General features: G+C 55.2%; 15 protein-coding genes. 9 read left to right on the plus strand and 6 right to left on the minus strand.

Annotated features, from left to right (window positions below; all coding sequences use genetic code 11):
• Window positions 1–5: 5 nt before the first annotated feature.
• Entirely contained in the window at window positions 6–1,880 is a 1,875-nt protein-coding gene (locus tag BCM02_RS28130) for a hypothetical protein (RefSeq protein ID WP_148932466.1), read from the plus strand.
• Window positions 1,881–1,946: 66 nt separating this feature from the next.
• Here BCM02_RS28130 and BCM02_RS28135 read toward each other — a convergent pair whose 3' ends face one another.
• Complete coding sequence (locus BCM02_RS28135; RefSeq protein WP_187434450.1) at window positions 1,947–6,173, minus strand: DUF5057 domain-containing protein; 4,227 nt, start codon at window positions 6,171–6,173, stop codon at window positions 1,947–1,949.
• Between the two features lie 353 nt (window positions 6,174–6,526).
• On the opposite strand from BCM02_RS28135, the gene BCM02_RS28140 reads away from it, so the two are divergent.
• From BCM02_RS28140 to BCM02_RS28170, 7 genes are all read left to right on the plus strand, one after another.
• Window positions 6,527–8,200 carry a GspE/PulE family protein gene (locus BCM02_RS28140; protein ID WP_148932468.1) on the plus strand — a complete coding sequence of 558 codons (1,674 nt, stop codon included), beginning with the start codon at window positions 6,527–6,529 and terminating at the stop codon, window positions 8,198–8,200.
• Window positions 8,201–8,218: 18 nt separating this feature from the next.
• Window positions 8,219–9,268: a type IV pilus twitching motility protein PilT gene (locus tag BCM02_RS28145; protein WP_148932469.1), complete on the plus strand. Its 1,050-nt coding sequence runs from the start codon at window positions 8,219–8,221 to the stop codon at window positions 9,266–9,268.
• Window positions 9,268–10,476 carry a type II secretion system F family protein gene (locus BCM02_RS28150; protein ID WP_148932470.1) on the plus strand — a complete coding sequence of 403 codons (1,209 nt, stop codon included), beginning with the start codon at window positions 9,268–9,270 and terminating at the stop codon, window positions 10,474–10,476. The genes BCM02_RS28145 and BCM02_RS28150 overlap by 1 nt, the downstream gene beginning before the upstream one ends.
• 29 nt (window positions 10,477–10,505) lie before the next feature.
• Window positions 10,506–10,934, plus strand: coding sequence for a type II secretion system protein (locus BCM02_RS36405; RefSeq protein WP_148932471.1), 429 nt, complete (start codon window positions 10,506–10,508; stop codon window positions 10,932–10,934).
• An 82-nt stretch (window positions 10,935–11,016) separates the two neighbouring features.
• Window positions 11,017–11,772, plus strand: coding sequence for a prepilin peptidase (locus tag BCM02_RS28160; RefSeq protein WP_148932472.1), 756 nt, complete (start codon window positions 11,017–11,019; stop codon window positions 11,770–11,772).
• Between the two features lie 19 nt (window positions 11,773–11,791).
• On the plus strand, window positions 11,792–13,312 hold the full coding sequence (pilM, locus tag BCM02_RS28165; RefSeq protein WP_148932473.1) for a type IV pilus biogenesis protein PilM: 1,521 nt from the start codon (window positions 11,792–11,794) through the stop codon (window positions 13,310–13,312).
• Window positions 13,293–14,066: a hypothetical protein gene (locus tag BCM02_RS28170; RefSeq protein WP_148932474.1), complete on the plus strand. Its 774-nt coding sequence runs from the start codon at window positions 13,293–13,295 to the stop codon at window positions 14,064–14,066. The genes pilM and BCM02_RS28170 overlap by 20 nt, the downstream gene beginning before the upstream one ends.
• 57 nt (window positions 14,067–14,123) lie before the next feature.
• On the opposite strand, the gene BCM02_RS28175 is transcribed toward BCM02_RS28170, so the two are convergent.
• Both BCM02_RS28175 and BCM02_RS28180 read right to left on the minus strand, forming a co-directional pair.
• Window positions 14,124–14,459, minus strand: a complete 336-nt coding sequence (locus BCM02_RS28175) for a hypothetical protein (RefSeq protein WP_148932475.1) — start codon at window positions 14,457–14,459, stop codon at window positions 14,124–14,126.
• A gap of 17 nt (window positions 14,460–14,476) precedes the next feature.
• Window positions 14,477–15,175 carry a pirin family protein gene (locus tag BCM02_RS28180; RefSeq protein ID WP_148932476.1) on the minus strand — a complete coding sequence of 233 codons (699 nt, stop codon included), beginning with the start codon at window positions 15,173–15,175 and terminating at the stop codon, window positions 14,477–14,479.
• Between the two features lie 177 nt (window positions 15,176–15,352).
• Here BCM02_RS28180 and BCM02_RS28185 point away from each other — a divergent pair, with 177 nt between their 5' ends.
• Window positions 15,353–16,459 carry a stalk domain-containing protein gene (locus BCM02_RS28185; RefSeq protein WP_148932477.1) on the plus strand — a complete coding sequence of 369 codons (1,107 nt, stop codon included), beginning with the start codon at window positions 15,353–15,355 and terminating at the stop codon, window positions 16,457–16,459.
• 115 nt (window positions 16,460–16,574) lie between these two features.
• Here the strand turns inward: BCM02_RS28185 and BCM02_RS28190 are convergent, their stop codons facing one another.
• The 3 genes from BCM02_RS28190 to BCM02_RS28200 all read right to left on the minus strand — a co-directional run bounded on the left by BCM02_RS28190 (window position 16,575) and on the right by BCM02_RS28200 (window position 20,185).
• Entirely contained in the window at window positions 16,575–17,927 is a 1,353-nt protein-coding gene (locus BCM02_RS28190) for a TrkH family potassium uptake protein (protein ID WP_148932478.1), read from the minus strand.
• A 253-nt stretch (window positions 17,928–18,180) separates the two neighbouring features.
• Window positions 18,181–18,720: a GNAT family N-acetyltransferase gene (locus BCM02_RS28195; protein WP_148932479.1), complete on the minus strand. Its 540-nt coding sequence runs from the start codon at window positions 18,718–18,720 to the stop codon at window positions 18,181–18,183.
• Between the two features lie 217 nt (window positions 18,721–18,937).
• Window positions 18,938–20,185: a sialidase family protein gene (locus tag BCM02_RS28200; protein WP_148932480.1), complete on the minus strand. Its 1,248-nt coding sequence runs from the start codon at window positions 20,183–20,185 to the stop codon at window positions 18,938–18,940.
• Window positions 20,186–20,233 lie beyond the last annotated feature (48 nt).

Raw genomic sequence — 20,233 nt, forward strand, 5'->3', positions numbered from 1 at the left:
GCGAAGTGAAACGTTTTCTGTTGCGTGAGGAGAAGGGCTCGGCCTTTCTGTTGGTCGTGTTTATGCTGCTCCTCTTTACCATTCTTGGCATGGCCATTCTAAGCGCGACCATCGGCGGAGCTGCACGGTCTCAGAAGGCCGAGGACAACGTCCAGACGCTGCATTTGGCGGATAAAGCGTTGAGCGAAGCCGTCGCGTACGTGATGGCGAGATTCGATAATCAATCGATCAAACCGGCTGAACTGACGGCTAATCTGGAGAAGTTCGTCACGGATTATAACAATTCGTTGGAAGAGCGGCGGACAGCGGCCGAAGCATCCACGCAGTCCGAGTTGAAGGACAACAAAAATCCGCAGTATTTAGTCAGTAACATATGCATTCTCGGTCCGACAAATACTAACAAAGCCGCTGCTTATTGCAGCACGGGCGGACAGCAAGATGAAACACTCAATAAAACACTCAATACGATTCGCATTACCGCCACGGCGGAGGTCAATAACGTGCAGCGAGATTTGATCCAAGACGTGAACTTGAATACGCTCCCGGACTTCTTGAACTATGCGGCTGGTTCCGAGGGCAATGTGATCATTAACGGCGCCCCGTATTTCAAAGGAAATCTATATGCGGGCAAAGACTTCAAGGTACTCAATCATGCCAAATACTTCCTGAACAATAACGAGCTATCAGAGCAGTCGCAGTTCTTGTACGTAGATCCCGTGGCGGAGAACGACGACGAGTCGGGCAAAGTGAAGGTGCAATCCAGCAATAATGTCCAGTATTCTACCATGGTGAACGGGAATTATACGTCCCTCTATGCATCGGAGACGTTGCCTTCACAGCAATTAACGAAACTGCGAGACAGCATTCGGTTTACGGACACGAGCAAATTTATCTCGATCAATATTCCGGAGACGTTCGTGGATAAAGCGCATATGACGGTTTCGTCGATGATTAACCGGGACACATTATGGAATGCTTACATTAATGGGGGGTTCACCGAGAAGAATCGTGCCTCAAGTCTGATCGACATGCTTAAAAATTTCTACGACGAGAAACATAAATTCAGCATGCCGGTCCGTTCAGCGGCTGCCGGCGAAGAGGACGAGGCCTATGATCAAGCGGTCCAGGAACTGTCAGACAAGCTGACGAGCCTGACGTCCTCGGCGATATTCAGCGGTAACCTGCTGATTGGAGATGAGCTGAAGGGCATCTACTTCACGGATAACAACAAGACGGAGAGCAATTGGCTCATTATTGACGGGGACTTGACGATTCAGAATCCGGAGAACACGCCGCTGCAAATCCGTGGTAACCTGCTCGTCACCGGACGCGTCGTCATGAACGGCAAGATTCAAATGGACTCCACGCTTATTTCGCTAGGCGGCACGACTTCCGATCCGAACCAAATCGTCGATGCGGAAATTCACGGCCTCGAGGTCAATAACAAGATGCAGAAGCTTGTAATGATCGCGAACGGTCCTATAGACATTTACCGTGTCGACTCTTTTCAGAATTTGACGGACAGCAACGGTAACAAAGGGTATGATGCCCAAGGCGGCGGTGCGAGCAGCAGCGCGCTGGAGGCGTTCTTCTATACCGATAAAGAGGCGAATTTGTACGGCGTAGGTTCGTTGTTCTGGATTCGAGGCGGTTTCTTCTCCAAGGGCGATCTCACGATCAACGCCGCGCTCGGCAATACGACCAAGACGGACAATGCGGCCCAACTGACGTTTACCGATCAAGCCCAGGCGAATGAGACGGATGCGCGGTTCGTCATCGATTACGATAAGAGCGTGTTCGAAGGACAGCTGAATTCGCTGCCGCGCGTGAGCAAGATTCGCGTTGAATTAGGGCAGAAGAAGCTGCAGCCTAGATCATAAAAGCGGACGTTGCCATACAAATAAGCCTCCTCACCATGACGGTGAAGGAGGCTTATTTGTGTGTTCTTAATATTTGTCCGTATTGACGCGGACGGTGACTTTCACGCTCAGCACGATATTGAGCGGTTGGAACGTGGCGGTAACCGTGACGGTCTCTCCGGCATTCGTCGATGCTTTGCCGAGGATCAAGCCGGTTGTCGGATTGACCGAAACCTTGGTAGGGTCGGAGCTTTTCCAAGTCAGCTGGCTTAGAATATCGGTTCTTAAGTTGCCCGGCAGAATCGTAAGCGAGCTAGGCTGGGACAGGAGGAACGACGTTCCTTTGTCGAGCTTCACGCTTTCCAGTATGCCCAGGTCTACGATAGTAATCGTCTTGCTAGGCGCTGGCAGCGAGAATCCGGCGTCCGTTGGAACTGACAGGTTCAAGGTAATGGTTCCGGCTTCGCTGCCCGTTAATTGGCCGTTGTCCGAGTCGATGAACGCTTTGCCCGTTCCGGATGTAATCGACCAGATCGGCAAGTCGGAGAAGGAAGGCGGTTTGCCCGTCCAGCCGATATTCAGATCCTGGACTTGTCCTTTCGCGATCAGGGTGTCGGTCAGAATCGAAGGCTGACGGTCCAGAATTGTAACTTCTTTGCCGGTTACAGGAAGCGTTGCCCCCAACAAGGATACCGACGCGGATGCGGTTGCTTTGCCGATGGCAAGAGCTTTGAAGCTGTTCTCCGGCACGTTGGAATCGCTGCTCGACGTTTGCCCCTTGTTAGGCGCGGCTATTGCCGCAGGCGTTACATTCCACACCGTGTTGATCAATGTGCCATTCAGAAGCCCGCTTGTGAGCGGGAGACCCAGAATTTTCATCGGCACTTTATCGCCGAGATAAATCTGAGAAGGCAGACTAATACTGAGCGGCGGATCCGTAATCGTAATCGTAGTCGTTGCGCTATAGGACTTGATCGGGTTGCCTTGGCTGTCTCTCGTCGTGAATGCCAACGTCACGGTGACCGGCGTCTCCATCGCTTGAAGGGCATTGAACTTCGCGGATTGGTAGCCGTTGATGTTGGTAATCGTCGCCTTGCTATTGTTCACGTTCACGGTCCAGCTCACATCGGTTGGCGCGCCGGTTTCCGAAGGAAGCTTGGAGAAGACGGAACTAAGCGTGAGGCTATCGCCGACTTTAGCCGTCGTTGCGCTAGCGCTGATCGTTAGTTGCGATACGTTAACGGTAGCCGTTGCAGACACCGTACCGCTCCTTACGGTGATCGTGGCGGTCCCCGGCTTCAAACCGGTGATATTGCCGATTGAATCGACGCTCACGGTACTAGCGTCGCTGGACGACCATTCGAAGACGAACGTTTCGTCTGCCGGGCTGTAAACCAGATCAAGCTTATCGGTGTCGCCTACTCGCAGATCCTTGCTATTGACGCTCATTTTCAGACTTTCCAGCACCTTATAGGACGAAAAGTTGATGACCGGGAAGCTTGAGCTTCGGGTCTGGTCGCTTGTATCCGTGTACGACAATGACGCGTTATTCAACGAATACGTCTGTACTTTCGTAGGCGTCACCGATAACGTGAACGTCACCGGATTCGCTTCATACTTGCCCGTGGTTGAATTATAGGTGTACGTAATGTTCGATAAATTGCCGCTTATGACGTTGCCGTTCTTACGGATCGTGGACGGCAGGCCGCTGACATTCAAGTTGTCCGGCAGCGTTTCCGCGAAGCGAATGTCGCTAATGCTGAAAGACGTCGTAGTATTCATGTTGGCGGACTTCGCGATCGGCTCCGGCGTAATGGTGTACGTGAGTCTCGCGGCGGTGTTATTGAGAATGGCGTTGCTGCTGTTCAACCCGCTGATCGTCCGATTCAGCGTGAGGTTGGACGCTATCTTCTTCACTTTCACCGGGATTATTTTGGTCGTTACCGCGTTCTTCGGGTCCTTCACGGTGATCTTAATGGTGAAGTCGCCGCCGTTCGGCAGCGGGTTCGGATACGAACCGATGATCGCGGTACCGCTCGGCGCATCCGTTCGCGGGAAGCCCGTTACGGCTTTCTCCACGCCGTTCACGACGAATTTGACGTCCACGTTCAATTTGCGGTCGCTGAAGTCGTAGTCATCCGGCACGAAGCTAAGCGAAATATTCTGATCACCCGGAATATAGTTGTCGATGCCGGACGAATAGTCCGTCGGGTTATTCACGGTAATGACCGGCGCATGGTTAGATCCCATGAAAGCGCGGTACATCGTATTGACGAACAGCTTCTGCTCCCATTCCGGGAATTTCGTCGGCGTATGTCCCGTACCGGAGTAGGTCACGTTGCCTTTGGAATAGGTGTAGTAGTGGTTCCAGCTGTCATCCGCATCTCGCGTGCCGCCGGTGATGTTATACCAAGGCACCACGTTCGGGTCTTCCAGATCGAGCGTGAAATACTGGTTATGCGTCAAGTTGATGACGTTGATCGACGCCGTCTCTTTGGTGCTGCTCAGATCGAACGGATAGAGCGTCAGCAGGCCGTCGTTCACTTTGGTTACGGTCGTGGACGTCTTCGGCGCGCTGAAGCCCATGTTGGTCCAAGGCGCGATTTGTCCCGTTGATGTCTGGAAATAGGAGATCCAGTTGTTCAGCGTGATGCCGTCCGACGAGAATACGGTATCGTGCGTGAACATGACGCTTTGGCCTGTCGCGATGAAGGCGTTGACCGCATTCGCGGCGACCGCGCTAATCTTTGCGTTCGTGTTGTACGAGTCGGCAAAGCCGAAGATCAACATGTCGTATTTGCCGTTCAAATTCTGATAGCCGGTGCTGTTGAACTCGGTAAAGTTCGAGTTGGTGATCTCGATGTTATAAGCACCGTCTTTGGACAGATAGCTTTGCTTCAAGTTCGTATCCAGCTTCAAGCTGCTGCCCGAACCTGAGCTGTGCATGACTTGAAGGACTCGAACGGTCGTCAGCTGATCCTTGAATTGAATGACGCCGGTCTCGTAGCTTTTCAATTGCGTCGACAGGTCGACGAGTTCCAGCTTCCAATAGTACAGACCGGAATAACCGGTAGGCAGCTTGTACGTCAACTGAGCATTCGAGCCGCTAACTGGTACAGAGGCAACCCGTTGATCGGCGTTGAACGCTTTGGCGGAATCCAAGCCCATGTAGAGGTTGGCGACGACGTTCCTCATCGCGTTCGTGCGATTCTGGATCCCCAAATCAAAAGTCAACGTATCGCCGGCGCGATAAGAATGCGTCGGATCGACGGTGTAGGATACGGGCATGCTGTTGACGATCAGCCTAGGACGCTTTTCGATAACGGATGCGTAGTTTCCCCAGGTAGATGCTAAGTTGGTCAAGCCGGTCTGATTCAGCAGCACGACGTTGCTAGGCCGCTTCGTCAGGTACTTGTTAAACGTGTCTTTGAGAATGCCGTATTGGCCGTCGGCCTGTTCGGGCTGATACTTAAAGCCGCTATCCAGCGAGTCGTCGCTGAAGAGGAAGACCAGCTGGCCCTTATTAATGAACTGCTGGGTGATCTCGGTGGCTTTAAGCCGCGTGATGTCGTTCTCGATCGCTTTCGTATTGTGGGCGTTGTTGCGCTCCGTGCTGGTCGTTAATTTGCCGACCTTCTCGGGGTCGTATATGCCTTTCCCGATATAGATCGCATCATATTTTCCGTCCAGCTCGCCTCTTAGCGCAACGAACCGCTTCATGCTGAGCGTATCGATGGAAACGGTGTTCACGGTGCTCATGACAGTTTGCAGGTCCGAGGTGCCGGATTCCGTAATCTCCAGAATGCGCGTCAATTGATTCGTATACGTGAACTGTTCCCAAGCGTTGACTGCGGTGGAACGGGTGGACAGGGGAGCGTTCGTCGTACCGTTCTCCACCATCATGTAATTAGTGCCGGCAGAAGTTCTGAACGTGTAGCTCCCGGTCGATGAATTTCTGGCACTGGTAAACGTTTCGGCTGCCGAAATCTCGGTTGCGCTTGCTTTGAGAAATCCGGTAGACGTGGTCTTGTCGATGGCGACGTATTTGCCGTTCAGCTTGGAGCGAAGCACGAACGTGGTGTCGTTTTTTCGAATGTATTCAAACCATTCCGCCGAAGTGCCGACGCTAGTACTATTTGCCTGGAGCGACCCGTCAGAAGCAACTGTTATGAATTTCTTGTTGATACCCGCCTTGATGACAATGTAATTGGCATTGTCGGCGTAAGCTTCCTTCGTCCGAAGACCCGGAATTGCGATCAGCGTGACGATTAAACTCATGACAAGCAGCCTTGCGATGAGTTTCTTCGAGCGCATGTTCATCGTACTCCTCTACCTCCACCAATATTTCGCAAGCTTAAGTTTTCTAACCAAAATAGATAGAATGTTACAGTTTGATACAGTTCCCAAGAACTACTTCTTGTCCACCTCCATTATACATCGTAAGCTAGGCATTGGGATAGAAGAAAGATAGTTAGACTCGAATATTGTCATATTTATCGGCATATGTTTATAATATTTTTAGATGACTAAGAGAATAGGAGTATCATTTTGGAAGACAAATGATTCCATTCTCCTGCTACATTTTGTTATAGTTCTATTGTCCTAGTTCTTTTTGATCGTATCTTGTCGCTAAGTAGGCATCATGAGAAAAGGAAGGTGGGCAATTCGTGAGCGCGGTGAAGAAAAAGCGTCTTGGCGATTTACTCGTCGAGAGCGGCGTCATTTCGGAGGAACAGCTTCAGCAGGCGCTGCGGGAACAAGGGAAAACGAAGCAGAAGTTGGGCGATTTGCTCATTTCGCAAGGCTATATCACGGAGCAGCAATTGATCGAAGTCTTGGAGTTTCAACTTGGCATTCCGCATGTCAGCTTATTTAAATATCAGATCGACCCGTCGATTACGCAAATTATCCCGGAGAGTCTCGCTAGAAGGTACCAGGCGATTCCGCTGCAGAAAGAAGGCGGCAAACTGCTGGTCGCGATGGCGGACCCGCTTGATTATTTCGCTATTGAAGAACTTCGGATGTCGACCGGATTCCGGATCGAGCCGGCGATTTCCAGCAAGGACGAATTGCAGCGCGCAATCGCCCGCCATTATGGTTTGCAGGATTCCATGACCCAAATCATGGGGGATCTTCCCACGACGGCGGATGAGATCCGCGAGACGGAGATTACGGACGAGGATTCGCCGGTCGTCCGGCTCGTGAACCAAATGATTCAGCAAGCGGTCCAGCTGCAGGTATCGGACATTCACGTCGATCCGGGCGAGACGAACGTCTCGATTCGCTACCGTCTGGACGGCGTCATGCGGACGGAACGCGTCATTCCGAAGCAGATGCAAGGGTTTATTACCGCTCGTCTGAAGATCATGGCTAAGCTAAACATCGCCGAGCGCAGGCTGCCGCAGGATGGACGCATCAAGATGCAGGTGGATTTCAAAACCGTCGATATCCGCGTATCCTCGCTGCCGACCATTCATGGGGAGAAGATCGTGCTCCGGATCCTGGATCTGAGCGTCGGCGTAAAGGCCATCGATCAGCTTGGGTTTAGCGGATATAACCATAAACTGTTTAGGGAAATGATCGAAGTTCCGTTCGGCATCATTCTGATTACGGGACCTACGGGAAGCGGCAAAACGACAACTTTGTATTCTGCTCTTCAACATTTGAACAAAGAAGACGTTAATATAATTACCGTCGAAGATCCGGTTGAGTATCAGCTGGAAGGGATTAACCAGGTTCACGTAAATCCGCAGATCGGTCTGACGTTCGCGGCGGGGCTCCGCTCCATTCTCCGTCAGGATCCGAATATCGTCATGGTGGGCGAAATTCGGGACTCGGAGACCGCGGAGATCGCGATTCGAGCTTCGCTCACCGGCCACTTGGTGCTCTCAACGCTGCATACGAACGACTCGGTTAGCACGATTACCCGTTTCCGGGATATGGGCGTAGCGCCCTACTTGATCGCTTCATCGCTAGTCGGCGTGGTTGCACAGCGTCTTGTGCGCAGAGTCTGCCCCGATTGCAAAACCGCCCATGAACCTACGGAGCAGGAATCGATCTTCCTGCAGAGCCATGGGCTTCATGCGGACAAGCTGTATCAAGGGGCGGGCTGCGGGAACTGCAACAAGACCGGCTATCGCGGCCGCGTGGCCATCCATGAGGTGCTCGGGATCAATGCCGAGATTCGCCGCCTGATCGGGCTGGAGACGACTTCCGTCGAGGATCTGCGTGCCGCGGCCGCGGCCAACGGGCTGATCCAGCTCATGGACGATGGGCTCGAGAAAGCGGTCAAAGGCATCACCTCGCTGCAGGAAGTGCTCCGGGAGACGGTATCCCATTAACGAAGCAGGAGGTATAAAGTGACGGAAGCTTTGGAACACATTATCAGCCTGTTGAGACGCACGCATGAGAGCCGAGCATCCGACCTCCATATTTCGGTTGGATCGCCCCCGGTCATGCGCGTTCACGGCACGCTGCAACGCATCGGAGACCAAGCCGTGACATCGGATGATGCCGGCGCCATGGCGCTGTCGCTGCTGAACGATGAGCTTAAGCAGCGCTTCTCGCAGGCGGGCGAAGTCGATTTTTCATATGAGCTTGAAGGTTGTTCCCGATACAGGATTAACGTTTATCGGCAGCGCGGACGGGTTAGCATCGCGATCCGCACGATTCCGACGGTAATTCCGTCCTTGGATCAGCTCGGGCTGCCCTCGACGATCGGGACGCTGGCGAACAAACATCAAGGCCTTGTATTGGTAACCGGCCCCACGGGCAGCGGCAAATCGTCGACCCTGGCGGCCATGATCGATTATATTAACCGCACGCAGCGGAAGCATATCGTGACGCTGGAAGACCCGATCGAGTTCCTGCATACCCATTCGCAATCCGTCGTGGACCAGCGCGAAGTCGGCAACGATACGAAGAGTTTCGCCAACGGTTTGCGGGCGGCGCTCCGGCAAGACCCGGACGTCATCCTCGTCGGCGAGATGCGGGATCTTGAGACGATCTCCGCCGCCGTAACGGCTGCCGAGACGGGGCACTTGGTCTTCGCGACGCTCCACACGTCGGATGCGCCGCAGACGATCGACCGCATTATCGATGCGTTCCCTTCCCACCAGCAAGCGCAGGTTCGCGCGCAGCTAGCAGCCGTGCTCATTGCGGTCATCTCGCAGCGATTGCTGCCGCGAGCGGGCGGACAAGGTCGTCTATGCGCGACGGAGATCATGGTGAACACGCCGGCCGTCGCGAACCTGATTCGTACGGAGAAGGTCCACCAGATCAAGAGCGTCATGCAGACGAGCCGTGCCTTGGGCATGCATACGATGGAAGCCTCGCTCAAGGAAATGCTCCAGCAAGGGTTGGTCGATCCGCTCACCGCGCGTGCTTACTTGAATGAGGGTGTGTTCTGATGGCACAGTTTGCTTACCATGTGAAGAGTTCAAGCGGCAGGCAGCTGAAAGGCAAAATTTCGGCGATGGATAAAGCGACGGCCGTCGAAGAGCTCCGCAAACGCGGCCTGATCGTCATGTCTTTGCAGGAAGAGCGCAACACCATCCTGCAAATGGATCTTTACATTGGCAATCCGGTCAAAATGCAGCATTTCATTATCTATTGCCGCCAGTTCGCGACGTTGATTCGAGCGGGCGTCACGATCCTCGACGCGACGGGCATTCTGGCGCAGCAGACGGAGAGCAAGCCGCTGAAGAAGGCGCTGACCGAGGTTCACTCCAGTTTGTTGAAAGGCAATGCGTTCTCGACGGCTGCGGCGGAGCATAAACGTATTTTCCCCTCGATGTTCACGAATATGATTCGCGCGGGCGAAGAGTCCGGCGATATCGAGGGAACGTTGGAGCGGCTGGCGGTATTCTTCGAGAAGGCGCATACGACGCGGGAGAAGATAAAGTCTGCGCTGACGTATCCGATGGTAGTCGGTTTTCTGGCTATTGCCGCCGTTGTCTACCTGTTGAAATCCGTTGTTCCGCAATTCGTAGACATGTTTGAATCTATGGATGCCGAATTGCCTGCCATTACGAAGATGGTTATGGCGCTTAGCGATAGTTTGTCGGAACAATGGTATATTTGGCTGTTCGGATTACTTGCATTAGTTGCAGGCTTCTTTATTCTCAAACGGACCTCGCATGGCGCCTATATGATCGATTATTTCTTGCTGAAGATTCCGATCTTCGGCAAACTGTCGCAGAAAGGCGTCATCGCCCAGATGGCACGGACGTTATCTTCGCTTTATGCGAGCGCGGTTCCGATGCTTCAATCTCTAACAATTGTCGAAGAGATTGTCGATAATAAAGTTATCAGCAAGTATATCCGTCAATCGGCAGATTCTCTTAGGCAAGGCAATCCGCTCTCGGATCCGCTCAAGAAAGCGTGGGTGTTCCCACCGCTTGTCACGCAGATGATCGCGATAGGAGAAGAGACGGGATCGCTTGATCTCATGCTCGCTAAGGTCGCGGACTTCTATGAGATGGATGTCGAGAACACGGTTGATCGCTTGAAGTCTCTGATTGAACCGTTATTACTTGTGTTTTTAGCTGGTGTAGTAGGTGTTATCGTCGCTTCGATCATGTTGCCGATGTTCAGTATGTACGAGCAAATGTCTTAGGTTTGAAATTACATCTAGGAGGAATGAACATGTTGGCCAAAGCATTGAAACGTATGAATAAGGAAGAGAAGGGCTTTACGCTGATCGAGCTTCTTGCCGTAATCGTTATTTTGGGGATTATTGCGGTTATCGCGGTGCCTATGATTCTCGGTATTATTAATAATACGGAGGAAGATGCGGATGTCGCTACAGGAAGACAAGTTTACGAGGCAGCACGTCTTTATAACATTGCAGAAGGTCTAGGTAATGTGGATGTTACCCTTGCGACGCTTATCACTCAAAACTATCTAGAAGCCGGCATCATGCTTCCTAGTACAAAAGTACGGATTCTGAATGGATTGGTAGACTATGATGCTAATGGAGTTCTTATTGATGTATCGTTTACTAGCGATGATGCGAGAACTAACGTAATCGGCCGAGTAACTCGTGCGCAAATCGACGCTGGTGAAGCCGACTAATAATGTCATACCTTTAGGAACCGGAACTCGTTCCGGTTCCTTTCCTTTAACCCTTAAACCCTAACGAAAGTGGCCATCAACCATGACAATCGGAATTGCCATCTACCTGTTCATCCTCGGTCTAGTCTGCGGTTCGTTCTACAATGTGGTAGGCTTGCGCGTTCCGGCGAAGCAATCGGTTGTCCGGCCGCCTTCGCATTGTACAAGCTGCAGTACTCGGCTGCGAAGCCGTGATCTCATCCCCGTCGCCAGCTATTTGCTCGCGAAGGGCAAGTGCCGTCACTGCGGCGCGAAAGTGTCGTTCGTCTATCCACTGGGCGAGCTGCTGACCGGCTTGTTATTCGTCGCGATGTTCCTACGGTTCGGCCTTACCCTCGAATTAGTCGCAGCGTTGCTGCTCATCAGTTTAGCCGTCATCATTACGGTATCCGATTTGAAATACATGCTCATTCCGAACAAGATTTTACTAGCTTTTCTGCCGCTGCTCGTCCTGGCGAGGATCATTCACCATGATATGCCGCTGTGGCAGTATGCGCTGGGGGCGATTTTCGGAGGCGGCATCCTGTTGCTTGTTAATCTAGTCTCCGGAGGCAAAATGGGTCTCGGAGACGTCAAGCTGTTCGCCGTATTCGGCCTTATCCTCGGAGTCCCGAATACAATCGTCGCGTTATTGCTCGCTTGCTTGCTGGGCACCGTCATCGGTCTAACCTTGCAGCTGCTTCACCTTATCCAACGAAAACAACCAGTCCCGTTTGGGCCATTTTTGGCATTGGGCACGATCATTGCATTCGCCTATGGACAGACGATCATCGACGGGTACTTTTCCATAATCGCTTAAACGGGATGTGAATAGAGAGATGTTGTCCACCGGAACGAAAAAAATCGGCTTCACGATCAACGAGTCCGGCATTCGTTACGCTGCCTTGCGCAAAAAGAAAAAATGGGAAATCGACCGTATGGGCTTCCTCCCGCTTCCCAAGGGTCTGATCGTCGAGGATCAGATCGTCAATGCGGAGAGCATCCGCATTTCGCTGATGCAATGGGTCAAGCAGGAACGGTTGACCGGCGCGTCGGTCACGCTGGCGGTTCCGACATCCATGATCATTGTCCGGAAGATGCGCATTCCGACGACGAACGCGAAGGAATTGCGTCATCTCATCGAGCTTGAGGTCGAGACGACGCTGCATCTTCCGTTCGAGAATCCGGTCTATGATTACGTCCGGATCGGGGCGGACGAGGAAAGCACGCAGGTGCTAATCTTCGCGGCGCCGAGCCTGTGGATCGAGACCTGCTCCGACTTGCTGCACGACGCCGGGCTTCGCGTGAAGAGCGCCGGGATCGCCGCTTCGGCGCTAGCCAAATCGTTGTTCTCGCAGCAGCAAGAACCGGTCAGCGAAACGATGGTCGTCAATATCGGCGACAATGTGCTGGACGTCTACATGTTCCACGAAGGCAATCCGATTTTCATGCGCGCCATTAATTTGTATGAGACGTCGGGGCATGAGGACGGGAAATTGAACGACCTTCAGTTGTCCGAAGTGACGGCCGAATTGTCGCGAATGCTCAACTTCTATCAGTTTGGCCTGCATGAGGGCGCCTCGCGGATTACGAAGACGATTATCGCCGGCAGAGCCGGTTCCCGGGCGGCGCTGGCGGGCGCGCTGCGGGAAACGCAGCCGGAAATCGCGGTCGCGGAAGCGGTACACGGCGAATTCGGGCAAGGAACCGCGCATGAATTCGAATTCGAATCCTACTTGGTCGCCGCCGGATTGGCGCTGCCGGACGAGCAGTTGTTCCACATTAATCTGCTGCCGCGTGTTGACCGGGAGCAAAAGCTGTTCCCCGTTGTTGTCACATCGGCATTCGCGCTCTGGATCGTGCTCCTTGGTCTGTGCATCTTTATGTATGTGCAGAATACATCTCAGATTGCGGAGAACGAAGAACAGATCGCGGCCGCGAACGATCAGCTTGCGCTGCTCAAGAACGATTTTCTTGCCTCCGCGAGCACGAATTCGAATCCGCTTGCGACCATTGAGGCGATCAAGGCGATGCAGGTCGATGTCGTCGGCATGTTGAAGGAGCTGGAGAGCCGGCTGCCGGCCAAAAGCGTCATTCAAACCATCGGTTATTCGCAAGAAGGTACGCTCTTGTTGGACGTGAATTTCTATAAAGTGGAGGAAGCGTCGCGTTATCTGTTCGATCTGCGTCGTATGTCATTTACGCAAGGCGTCGTAATGCAGGGGCTTACGAAACAAGAGGCATCCGCGACGGTCACGGGCGGCGGCGCGAATGTTACGATTACGAAGCCATATTCCGCCAACTATATCGTGAGCATCAAGAAAGCGGAAGGAGGCACCGATGATGGAGCAGCTCAGTAAAAACCGCACGTTGTTCATTTTGCTATTCGCCATGCTGTTCTTGATCCTCTTCGTTCTCTATCAGTACGTCGTCATGCCTTCTTCCGATAAGCTGCCTGACCAAGAGGACGAGATTAGCCGGTTGGCGGATCAACAGAGGATTTTGGAGCGGCAGAAGGAGAAGAAGTCGAGCCAAGATGCCGCTTATGCGGAAGAGAGCGTGCAAAAAGCGCTTCCGCTGTGGGATAACACGGAGCAGCTCCTGTTGGATTTCAAGCAGATCGAGAGCAGTTCGAACGCATCCGTCGTCTCCGCGGCTTTCGCCGTAGAAGAAGCCGGGGGAAGCAAGACGGCGGAGGAAACGGCGGGAACCGAAGAAGAGGCCGAAGCAGCGACTGAAATCAACGCGGGCAAAGTCGTGGTGAATACGGTGTTGAGCGGCAGGTATGCGGAGATCGTTAGTTTTATCGACGGGTTGCAGAAATTGCCGCGTCTAACGACGATCGATACGCTGGATATTACCAAATCGCTCAGTAATGTAGGCGGCGCGACGGATATTTCGGTGAACCTCGTGTTCACGGCCTATTTCGATCCATCTTATGCGCAAGCGGTAGAACATATTGTCCAGCCTTATAAGGACTATGTGCCGGAAGAAGATGCGGCCAGCGCCATTACCGGGGAAGTACCGCAGAAGGAAGAGACGGAAGAAGCGAAGACGCAGGATGCCACGCTCGGCAAGATCGTAGAGTCGGTGGAAGAAGCGAAGACTCCGTAGGTAAAATGCAGAGAAAGCCCCTGACTATTAGCGTCAGGGGCTTTCCTTGTACCTTAATTAAACCTTCTCGTTCGTATACCCCACCCGCGAGCTCACCCGCAGCGTCAGCGTCTGCTGCCCCGCGTCCCAGTCCATGGCCGGGACGTCCAGATCGTACAGCCACCATTTGCGCAGCTCGCCGGTCGCCTTGTTGTCCTCGAAGTAGAACAGGTTCAGATCGTCCTCGAGCCGCTTGATCTCGTGGCCCGCGTCTGTCGGGACGCTCTGCACGCGGATAAGCCAGCCGTCGCCGTCCGGCTCCAAGGTGAAGGCGCAGCCGCTTTGGTCGGTATCGAGCAGCAGGCGGCCGATGACTTGCTTGATCAGCAACTTTTTATGTAGCGCGTTCGTCATACTTGTTGTCTCCTTTATTAAGGCAGATCGATGAGCAGGAATAAGCATTTCTCGCGTGCGTGTATCGTTAGGGACGGATGATCGACGATGCGGGCGGTATCCCGCCAGCCGAGCTCGTGGCCCTCGTCGATCGCGACGCGGCCCTCGATGACGAACAGGTAGATGCGGCGGCCTTCCGGCTGCTCGAAATGGATCGTCTGGCCTTCTTCCAGCTCCGAGAGGTACATCGTCAAGTCTTGGTGAATGAAAGCGACGCGTTCGCTCGCTTGGTGGGAGGCGATCGGCAGCAGGCGGCCTTTCAGCGCGTTCGTGTCGTAGGTGGTCGTCTCATAGGAGGGCGGGAGCTTGCTCTCGTTCGGGCTTACCCAGATTTGCAGCAGGTGGCAGTCCTCGTCCCCGGGGTTCACCTCGGAGTGCACGAGGCCGGTACCGGCGGTCATGCGCTGGACGCCGCCCCAGGTGGTGACGGCGGATTCGCCCGTGCTGTCTTCGTGCTTGAGCTCCCCTTGCAGGACGATGGAGACGATCTCCATCTCGCGGTGCGGGTGGGCGCCGAAGCCGAAGCCGCCCTGGATGATATCGTTGTTGAAGACGCGAAGCGGGCCGAAGGACGTGTTGTTCTCGTCGTAGTAGTCGCCGAACGAGAAGCTCAGCTGGCTCTTCAGCCACCCCTTGTCGCCGGCATGTCGCGAGGATGCGGGATAGATGGCAATCATGGATTTCCCTCCTTTTATGGTTATGTCCACGATACCACGGCGAGGGACTCGCTGGCAAAACCGTAACGGCCAGCCGTTGTTCGCGTAAGCGGTCGCCGGATAAGAGGAGATTGGCGATAGATGTAGAAACGAATAGCGAGCGGACGGAAACGTCCGGATCGAGAGGAGCAATCGAACATGAACAACAAGATAACGCGCGGGAACAAGGGAATGAAGACGCTGGCGGCGCTGCCGCTGGCGACGGCGCTGCTGTTGGGCGCTAGCGTGCAGGCAATCCCCGCCGCGGGCAATGCCGCGTATGCCGCCGAAGCGGTGCCGGCCGACTTCAAGCTGCAGACGCTGGACGTCGTGATCGGCGGACGGGCAATCAGCGTGCCGGGCGGCGTCATGAGCGGCCAGACGTACGTCGGGCTGGCTTTCCTGAGCAAGGAGCTCGGGCTGACCGCCGGATGGGATGCGAAGACGAAGATCATCTCGGTCGGCGGGAAGTCGAAGAAGCTGTCCATGAAGCCGGTCGACGGCGTGTATCAATATGACGTGAACGGCCATATCCTCGGGTACGGCGCCGAGCAGCCGGTCATCGTCAAGGGGACGACGTATTTGCCGCTGCGTTTCCTGCTGGAGCAGATGGATTACGAGATCGGATACGATACGGCCAAGAAGCGGGTGACGATCAAGGAAGCGGCGCGCAATCCGCTGACGTTCGCCAACCGGTCGCTGGATCAGACGAAAGACAAGGTCGAGATGACCATTCAATATCCGCAGCTTCAAGGCTTCGCGGATGCCGAGGTACAGAGCAAGATTAACGCGCTGCTGGCCGCGGAAGGCAAAGCGTACGAGACCGCGGGCTTGTCGTTCGTGAAAGATTTCGGCGGCGCGCAGTGGGACGGGGAATACCCGCTCACCTATGACGTGAACTATACGGTGACGAAGAACGACGGCGGACTGCTAAGCCTGCATTTCGACGTCTACACGTATTCCGGCGGCGCGCACGGCATGTATGATCTGCAATCGCACACGTACGACCTGAAGACGGGCAAGGAACTGACGCTGCAGGAAGCGGCGGGCGGCAATGCGAACTATATCGCCATCGTCAACGAGGAGATCAAGCGGCAGATCGAATCGACCGACCTGCCGTTAATCGAGCCGTTCACGACGATCGACGCCGACCAGCGTTACTATCTGCGCGGAGATGCGCTCGTGGTTTATTTCAGCTTGTACGAGTATACGCCGTATGCGGCGGGCATTCCGGAGTTCGTCATTCCGCTGTCCAAATTCAAGTAAGCCGCTCGCTGGCGAGCCGCAATCAAAAGCCTCCGACCGTTCGCCGGTCGGAGGCTTTTCGCGATCTATCGAAGGTGTACTCTCTATCCGCGGGCGCATTCTAGTCCGCGCAACCTTACTGGCCGACGATCACCTGCTCCTTCGGATACCGGATGCGTACCGGGTGCTCTTCCTGCTTGAGCGTGAGCAGCAGGTTAATGATGCCGACGCGGCCGATGAGCATCATGACGATCAGGATCAGTTTGCCGGATAGGCTGAGCGCGCCGGTAATCCCCGTCGATAGTCCGGTCGTCCCGAAGGCGGAGCACACCTCGAACAGCAGCTGATGCAGCGGATACGGATTGGTCCACGCCATGAGCAGCATCGCGGTGAACACGAATATCGTGGCGGTGAAGAAGACGATGAACGAGCGGCGGATGTCCTCCTCGAGCAGCTCGCGGCCGAACACCTTCGTATTCGGCGCGCCGCGCATGTACGACCACACCGCGGCCAGCATGACGAACATCGTCGTCGTCCGGATGCCGCCGCCGACGCTGCTCGGCGAGGCGCCGATGAACATGAGGCCCGAGAGCATGAGCAGCGTCGGGGACGACAGCTGGCTAATATCCATCGTCGTGACGCCGCCGCTGCGGGCCGAGATGGAATGGAACAACGAGTAGAAGAACGACTCCACCGCCCCATGGTCTTCAAGAAAATGCGTCCGCTCGAACAGGAAGAACGTGACCGTGCCGAGCGTGGCGAGAAAGGCGAACATCAGGAGCGCGATCTTGGTCAGCAGCGAGAGCCGGTGCCGCTCTTTCGGATGCATAATCCGCCACTTCAGCTCCAGCAAGACGGGGAAGCCGATGCCGCCCGCGACGATGAGCGCCATCGTGACGATCTGATAATAGTAGTCGTGCGCGAACGGAATGAGCGAATTGCCGTTCAGATCGAAGCCGGCGTTCGTGAACGCGCTGACCGAGGCGAACAGCCCGTGGAAGTAGGCGGTGTACCAATGACCGTGATACCCGGTCATTAGCGTATGGGTGCCAAGGAGCAGCGCCCCGGTCACTTCGATAATGACCGCGAGCAGCAGAATGCTCCGCATCAAGCCCACGAGCCCGGAGAGCGTCGATTGGTTATGGTCGGCCGCGATGAACATGCGCTGCTCCAATCCGATGCGCTGGCCGAACAGCAGCCAGAAGAAGGTGCCGAGCGTCATGATGCCGATGCCGCCGATTTGGAACAGGATGATCAGCACGACCAAGCCCGCCGTATTGAACACGTCCGGCACGGAGATCACGCTTAAGCCGGTGACGCTGATGGCGCTGGCCGCCGTGAACAGTGCATCGATGAAGCCGATGTCCACATCCTTTTTATGTAGGAGAGGGAGACGCAGAATCCCGGCGGCGACGAAAGTGGTGATGATATATATGGATACGATCAACTGGACGGGTTTGAGTTTCTTCTTACGTATCGTCGTGCTCAAACGGAATGCCTCCTGAATGCGGTATAGCGCTAATCATAGCAGATGATGGCACCTGGGGTAAAATGCCTCGAGCGAATATGTGCATGCATTCGACAATTTCCCGGGCAATGAAAGCAAGCGGCGGCACGGCCATGAAGACCGCACCGCCGCTTGTTGGCTTCCGTTCGCGTACCCTTAGCTCGAATTTTGTTTGCCGGCTGCAGAGGAAACAACAAGATTCGCAGCTCTATGGGTTTACCGGCTCAGCGTAGATCTACGCCTGCATCGCTTCCCATTCCGCGTTCAGAAGGCCCATTTTAATCAGGTCGTAACTTTGGCCGCCGCGCAGCACGGCCGAACGGGCGCGTCCCTCGTCGACGAATCCGGCTTTCTTGTAAGCGCGGTAAGCCGCTTCGTTGTACGAGATGACGTCCAGTCCGACGCGGTTGAGGTTAAGCTCGTGGAACGCATAACGCAGAATCATCCGCAGCGCCTCGATGCCGAAGCCGCGGCCGCGGTCGTTCGGATCGCCGATCCCGACCGCGACGAGGGCGGCTTGGTTGTTCCATTCGATGCTGTGCAAGGCGACGAACCCGATGAACCGGTCATCCTCGAGCGTGCGCAGATGAAATTCGATCGTGTTCGCTCTGCCGGCGCTGCCGTAAGCATCGGGCGTCTGGGGAACGGCATGTTCGGTATCGACCTGGCTTAGATAGGTATAGTCCTCCGAGAAGCGTGCCAGTTCGTCGGCATCCTCGGGGCGCGGGGCGGCGAAGCGGATCAGCGCGCCGCGGAACAAATCATGCATAGGCATAGAGGGAAACACTCCTTCGAATCGGGCAGCCAAGCCCGCGGGTAAGATGGCGAATGAATCCGGCTCTCCCATCTTATCCAACCGTCAGGCTTGCCGCAATGGGATGCGCATCGGGACGGACATGCCCGCGCATGCCGCGTCTACACGTGCCCGCACGCCGATTCATTCGCTTTCGTTCGGCGGATCCGAGCTGCCTCGCCGATCCAGTCTCGCGCTCCTAAGGGGTAATCACGATATCCGAGTAGCCGGCGAAAATTTGCAAACTTCCGTTGCGCGTATCGGCCCACACCCCGATGTAGCCGCCGGGCGGCACGCTCGCGATGTCGATATAGTCGCCGATGAGCGGTATTGGCGTCGGACTGCTGCCGTTCGGGCTGAACGATTGCGTCGTAATCCGGGTGTTCGTGAACGTCGCGCCGCCGTTGATCGAGCGGGCGACGTAGACGTCGAGGTCGAAGCCGTTAATCTGGTTGCTGTAATAGATAATATTGACGACGCCGGTCAGCGGGTCGACGTCGATGGCCGGGAAGAAGTTCTGGGTGCCGGAGGGCGCGCCGGTTATGGACGCCGCCGACGACCAGGATTGCCCTAAGTTATCGGAGAAGGACATGTAGATGTCGGAATAGCCTTGGCGATAGTCTTGCCAGACGCAGTAGACCCGTCCGGTCGTGGGGCCGACGGAGTTGTCGGTGGAGATATTGGCGAAGGTCAGCACGCGGAACGCATAGCCGGGCACGGGCAGGACGGTCGGCACGGGGACGATGGTGGCGACGTTGATCGCTTGCGAGAAGGTGGCGCCGCCGTCCGATGATCGCCGCACGATGAACCGGTACGAAGGGCTGATCGTGACCCAGGCCGCATAGACGTTGCCCACCAGATCGACCGCGACCTCGGGGCGCTCGACGCGGTCGGATTCCCCGGACAGCTTGATCGGCTGATCCCAAGTCGCGCCGCCGTCGGTCGACCGGTTGAAGAAGGCTGTCGAGTTACCGCCGTTCGCGACGTTGAACTGATGGTTATAGGTGACATAGACGTTGCCGAGATAGGGGCTGGACTGCCCGTTATCCACGGTTACGCTTGTCTCGTCGTTGTTGATATACGTGCCGTAGCCGGGGCCGACGATAACGGGCGCGGAGAACGTCGTGCCATTGTCCGTCGATGTGTAGACGATGCAGGTGCCGCTCTGCGCGCCCGGGAACGCATGGGCCGTCACGTAGAACGTGGTGGGGAAAGCGTAGGCGACGAACGGCGCTTCCGCGCCCGTGAACGGCGGCAAGATCGGCAGAATCTGCTTGCTCCAGTTCGCGCCGCCGTCAAGCGAACGGTATAGCCCGGTCTGCGGCGTGCCGTCCGTCGTATCGACCGCCACGGCGATCATGACGTTCGGGGAGAGCAAATTCACGGCAACCGCGGGCTCGAACTTCGGGTTTCCCGGGTCGCTGACCGGGAAATTGAAGTTGGTCATAACACTCGCTCCTCTCGGGTAAAAAGCTTGCCACAGTATATGCCGCCG

Origin of the sequence: Paenibacillus methanolicus (genome assembly GCF_008124765.1) — a bacterium.
Taxonomy (GTDB): Bacteria; Bacillota; Bacilli; order Paenibacillales; family Paenibacillaceae; genus Paenibacillus_Z; species Paenibacillus_Z methanolicus.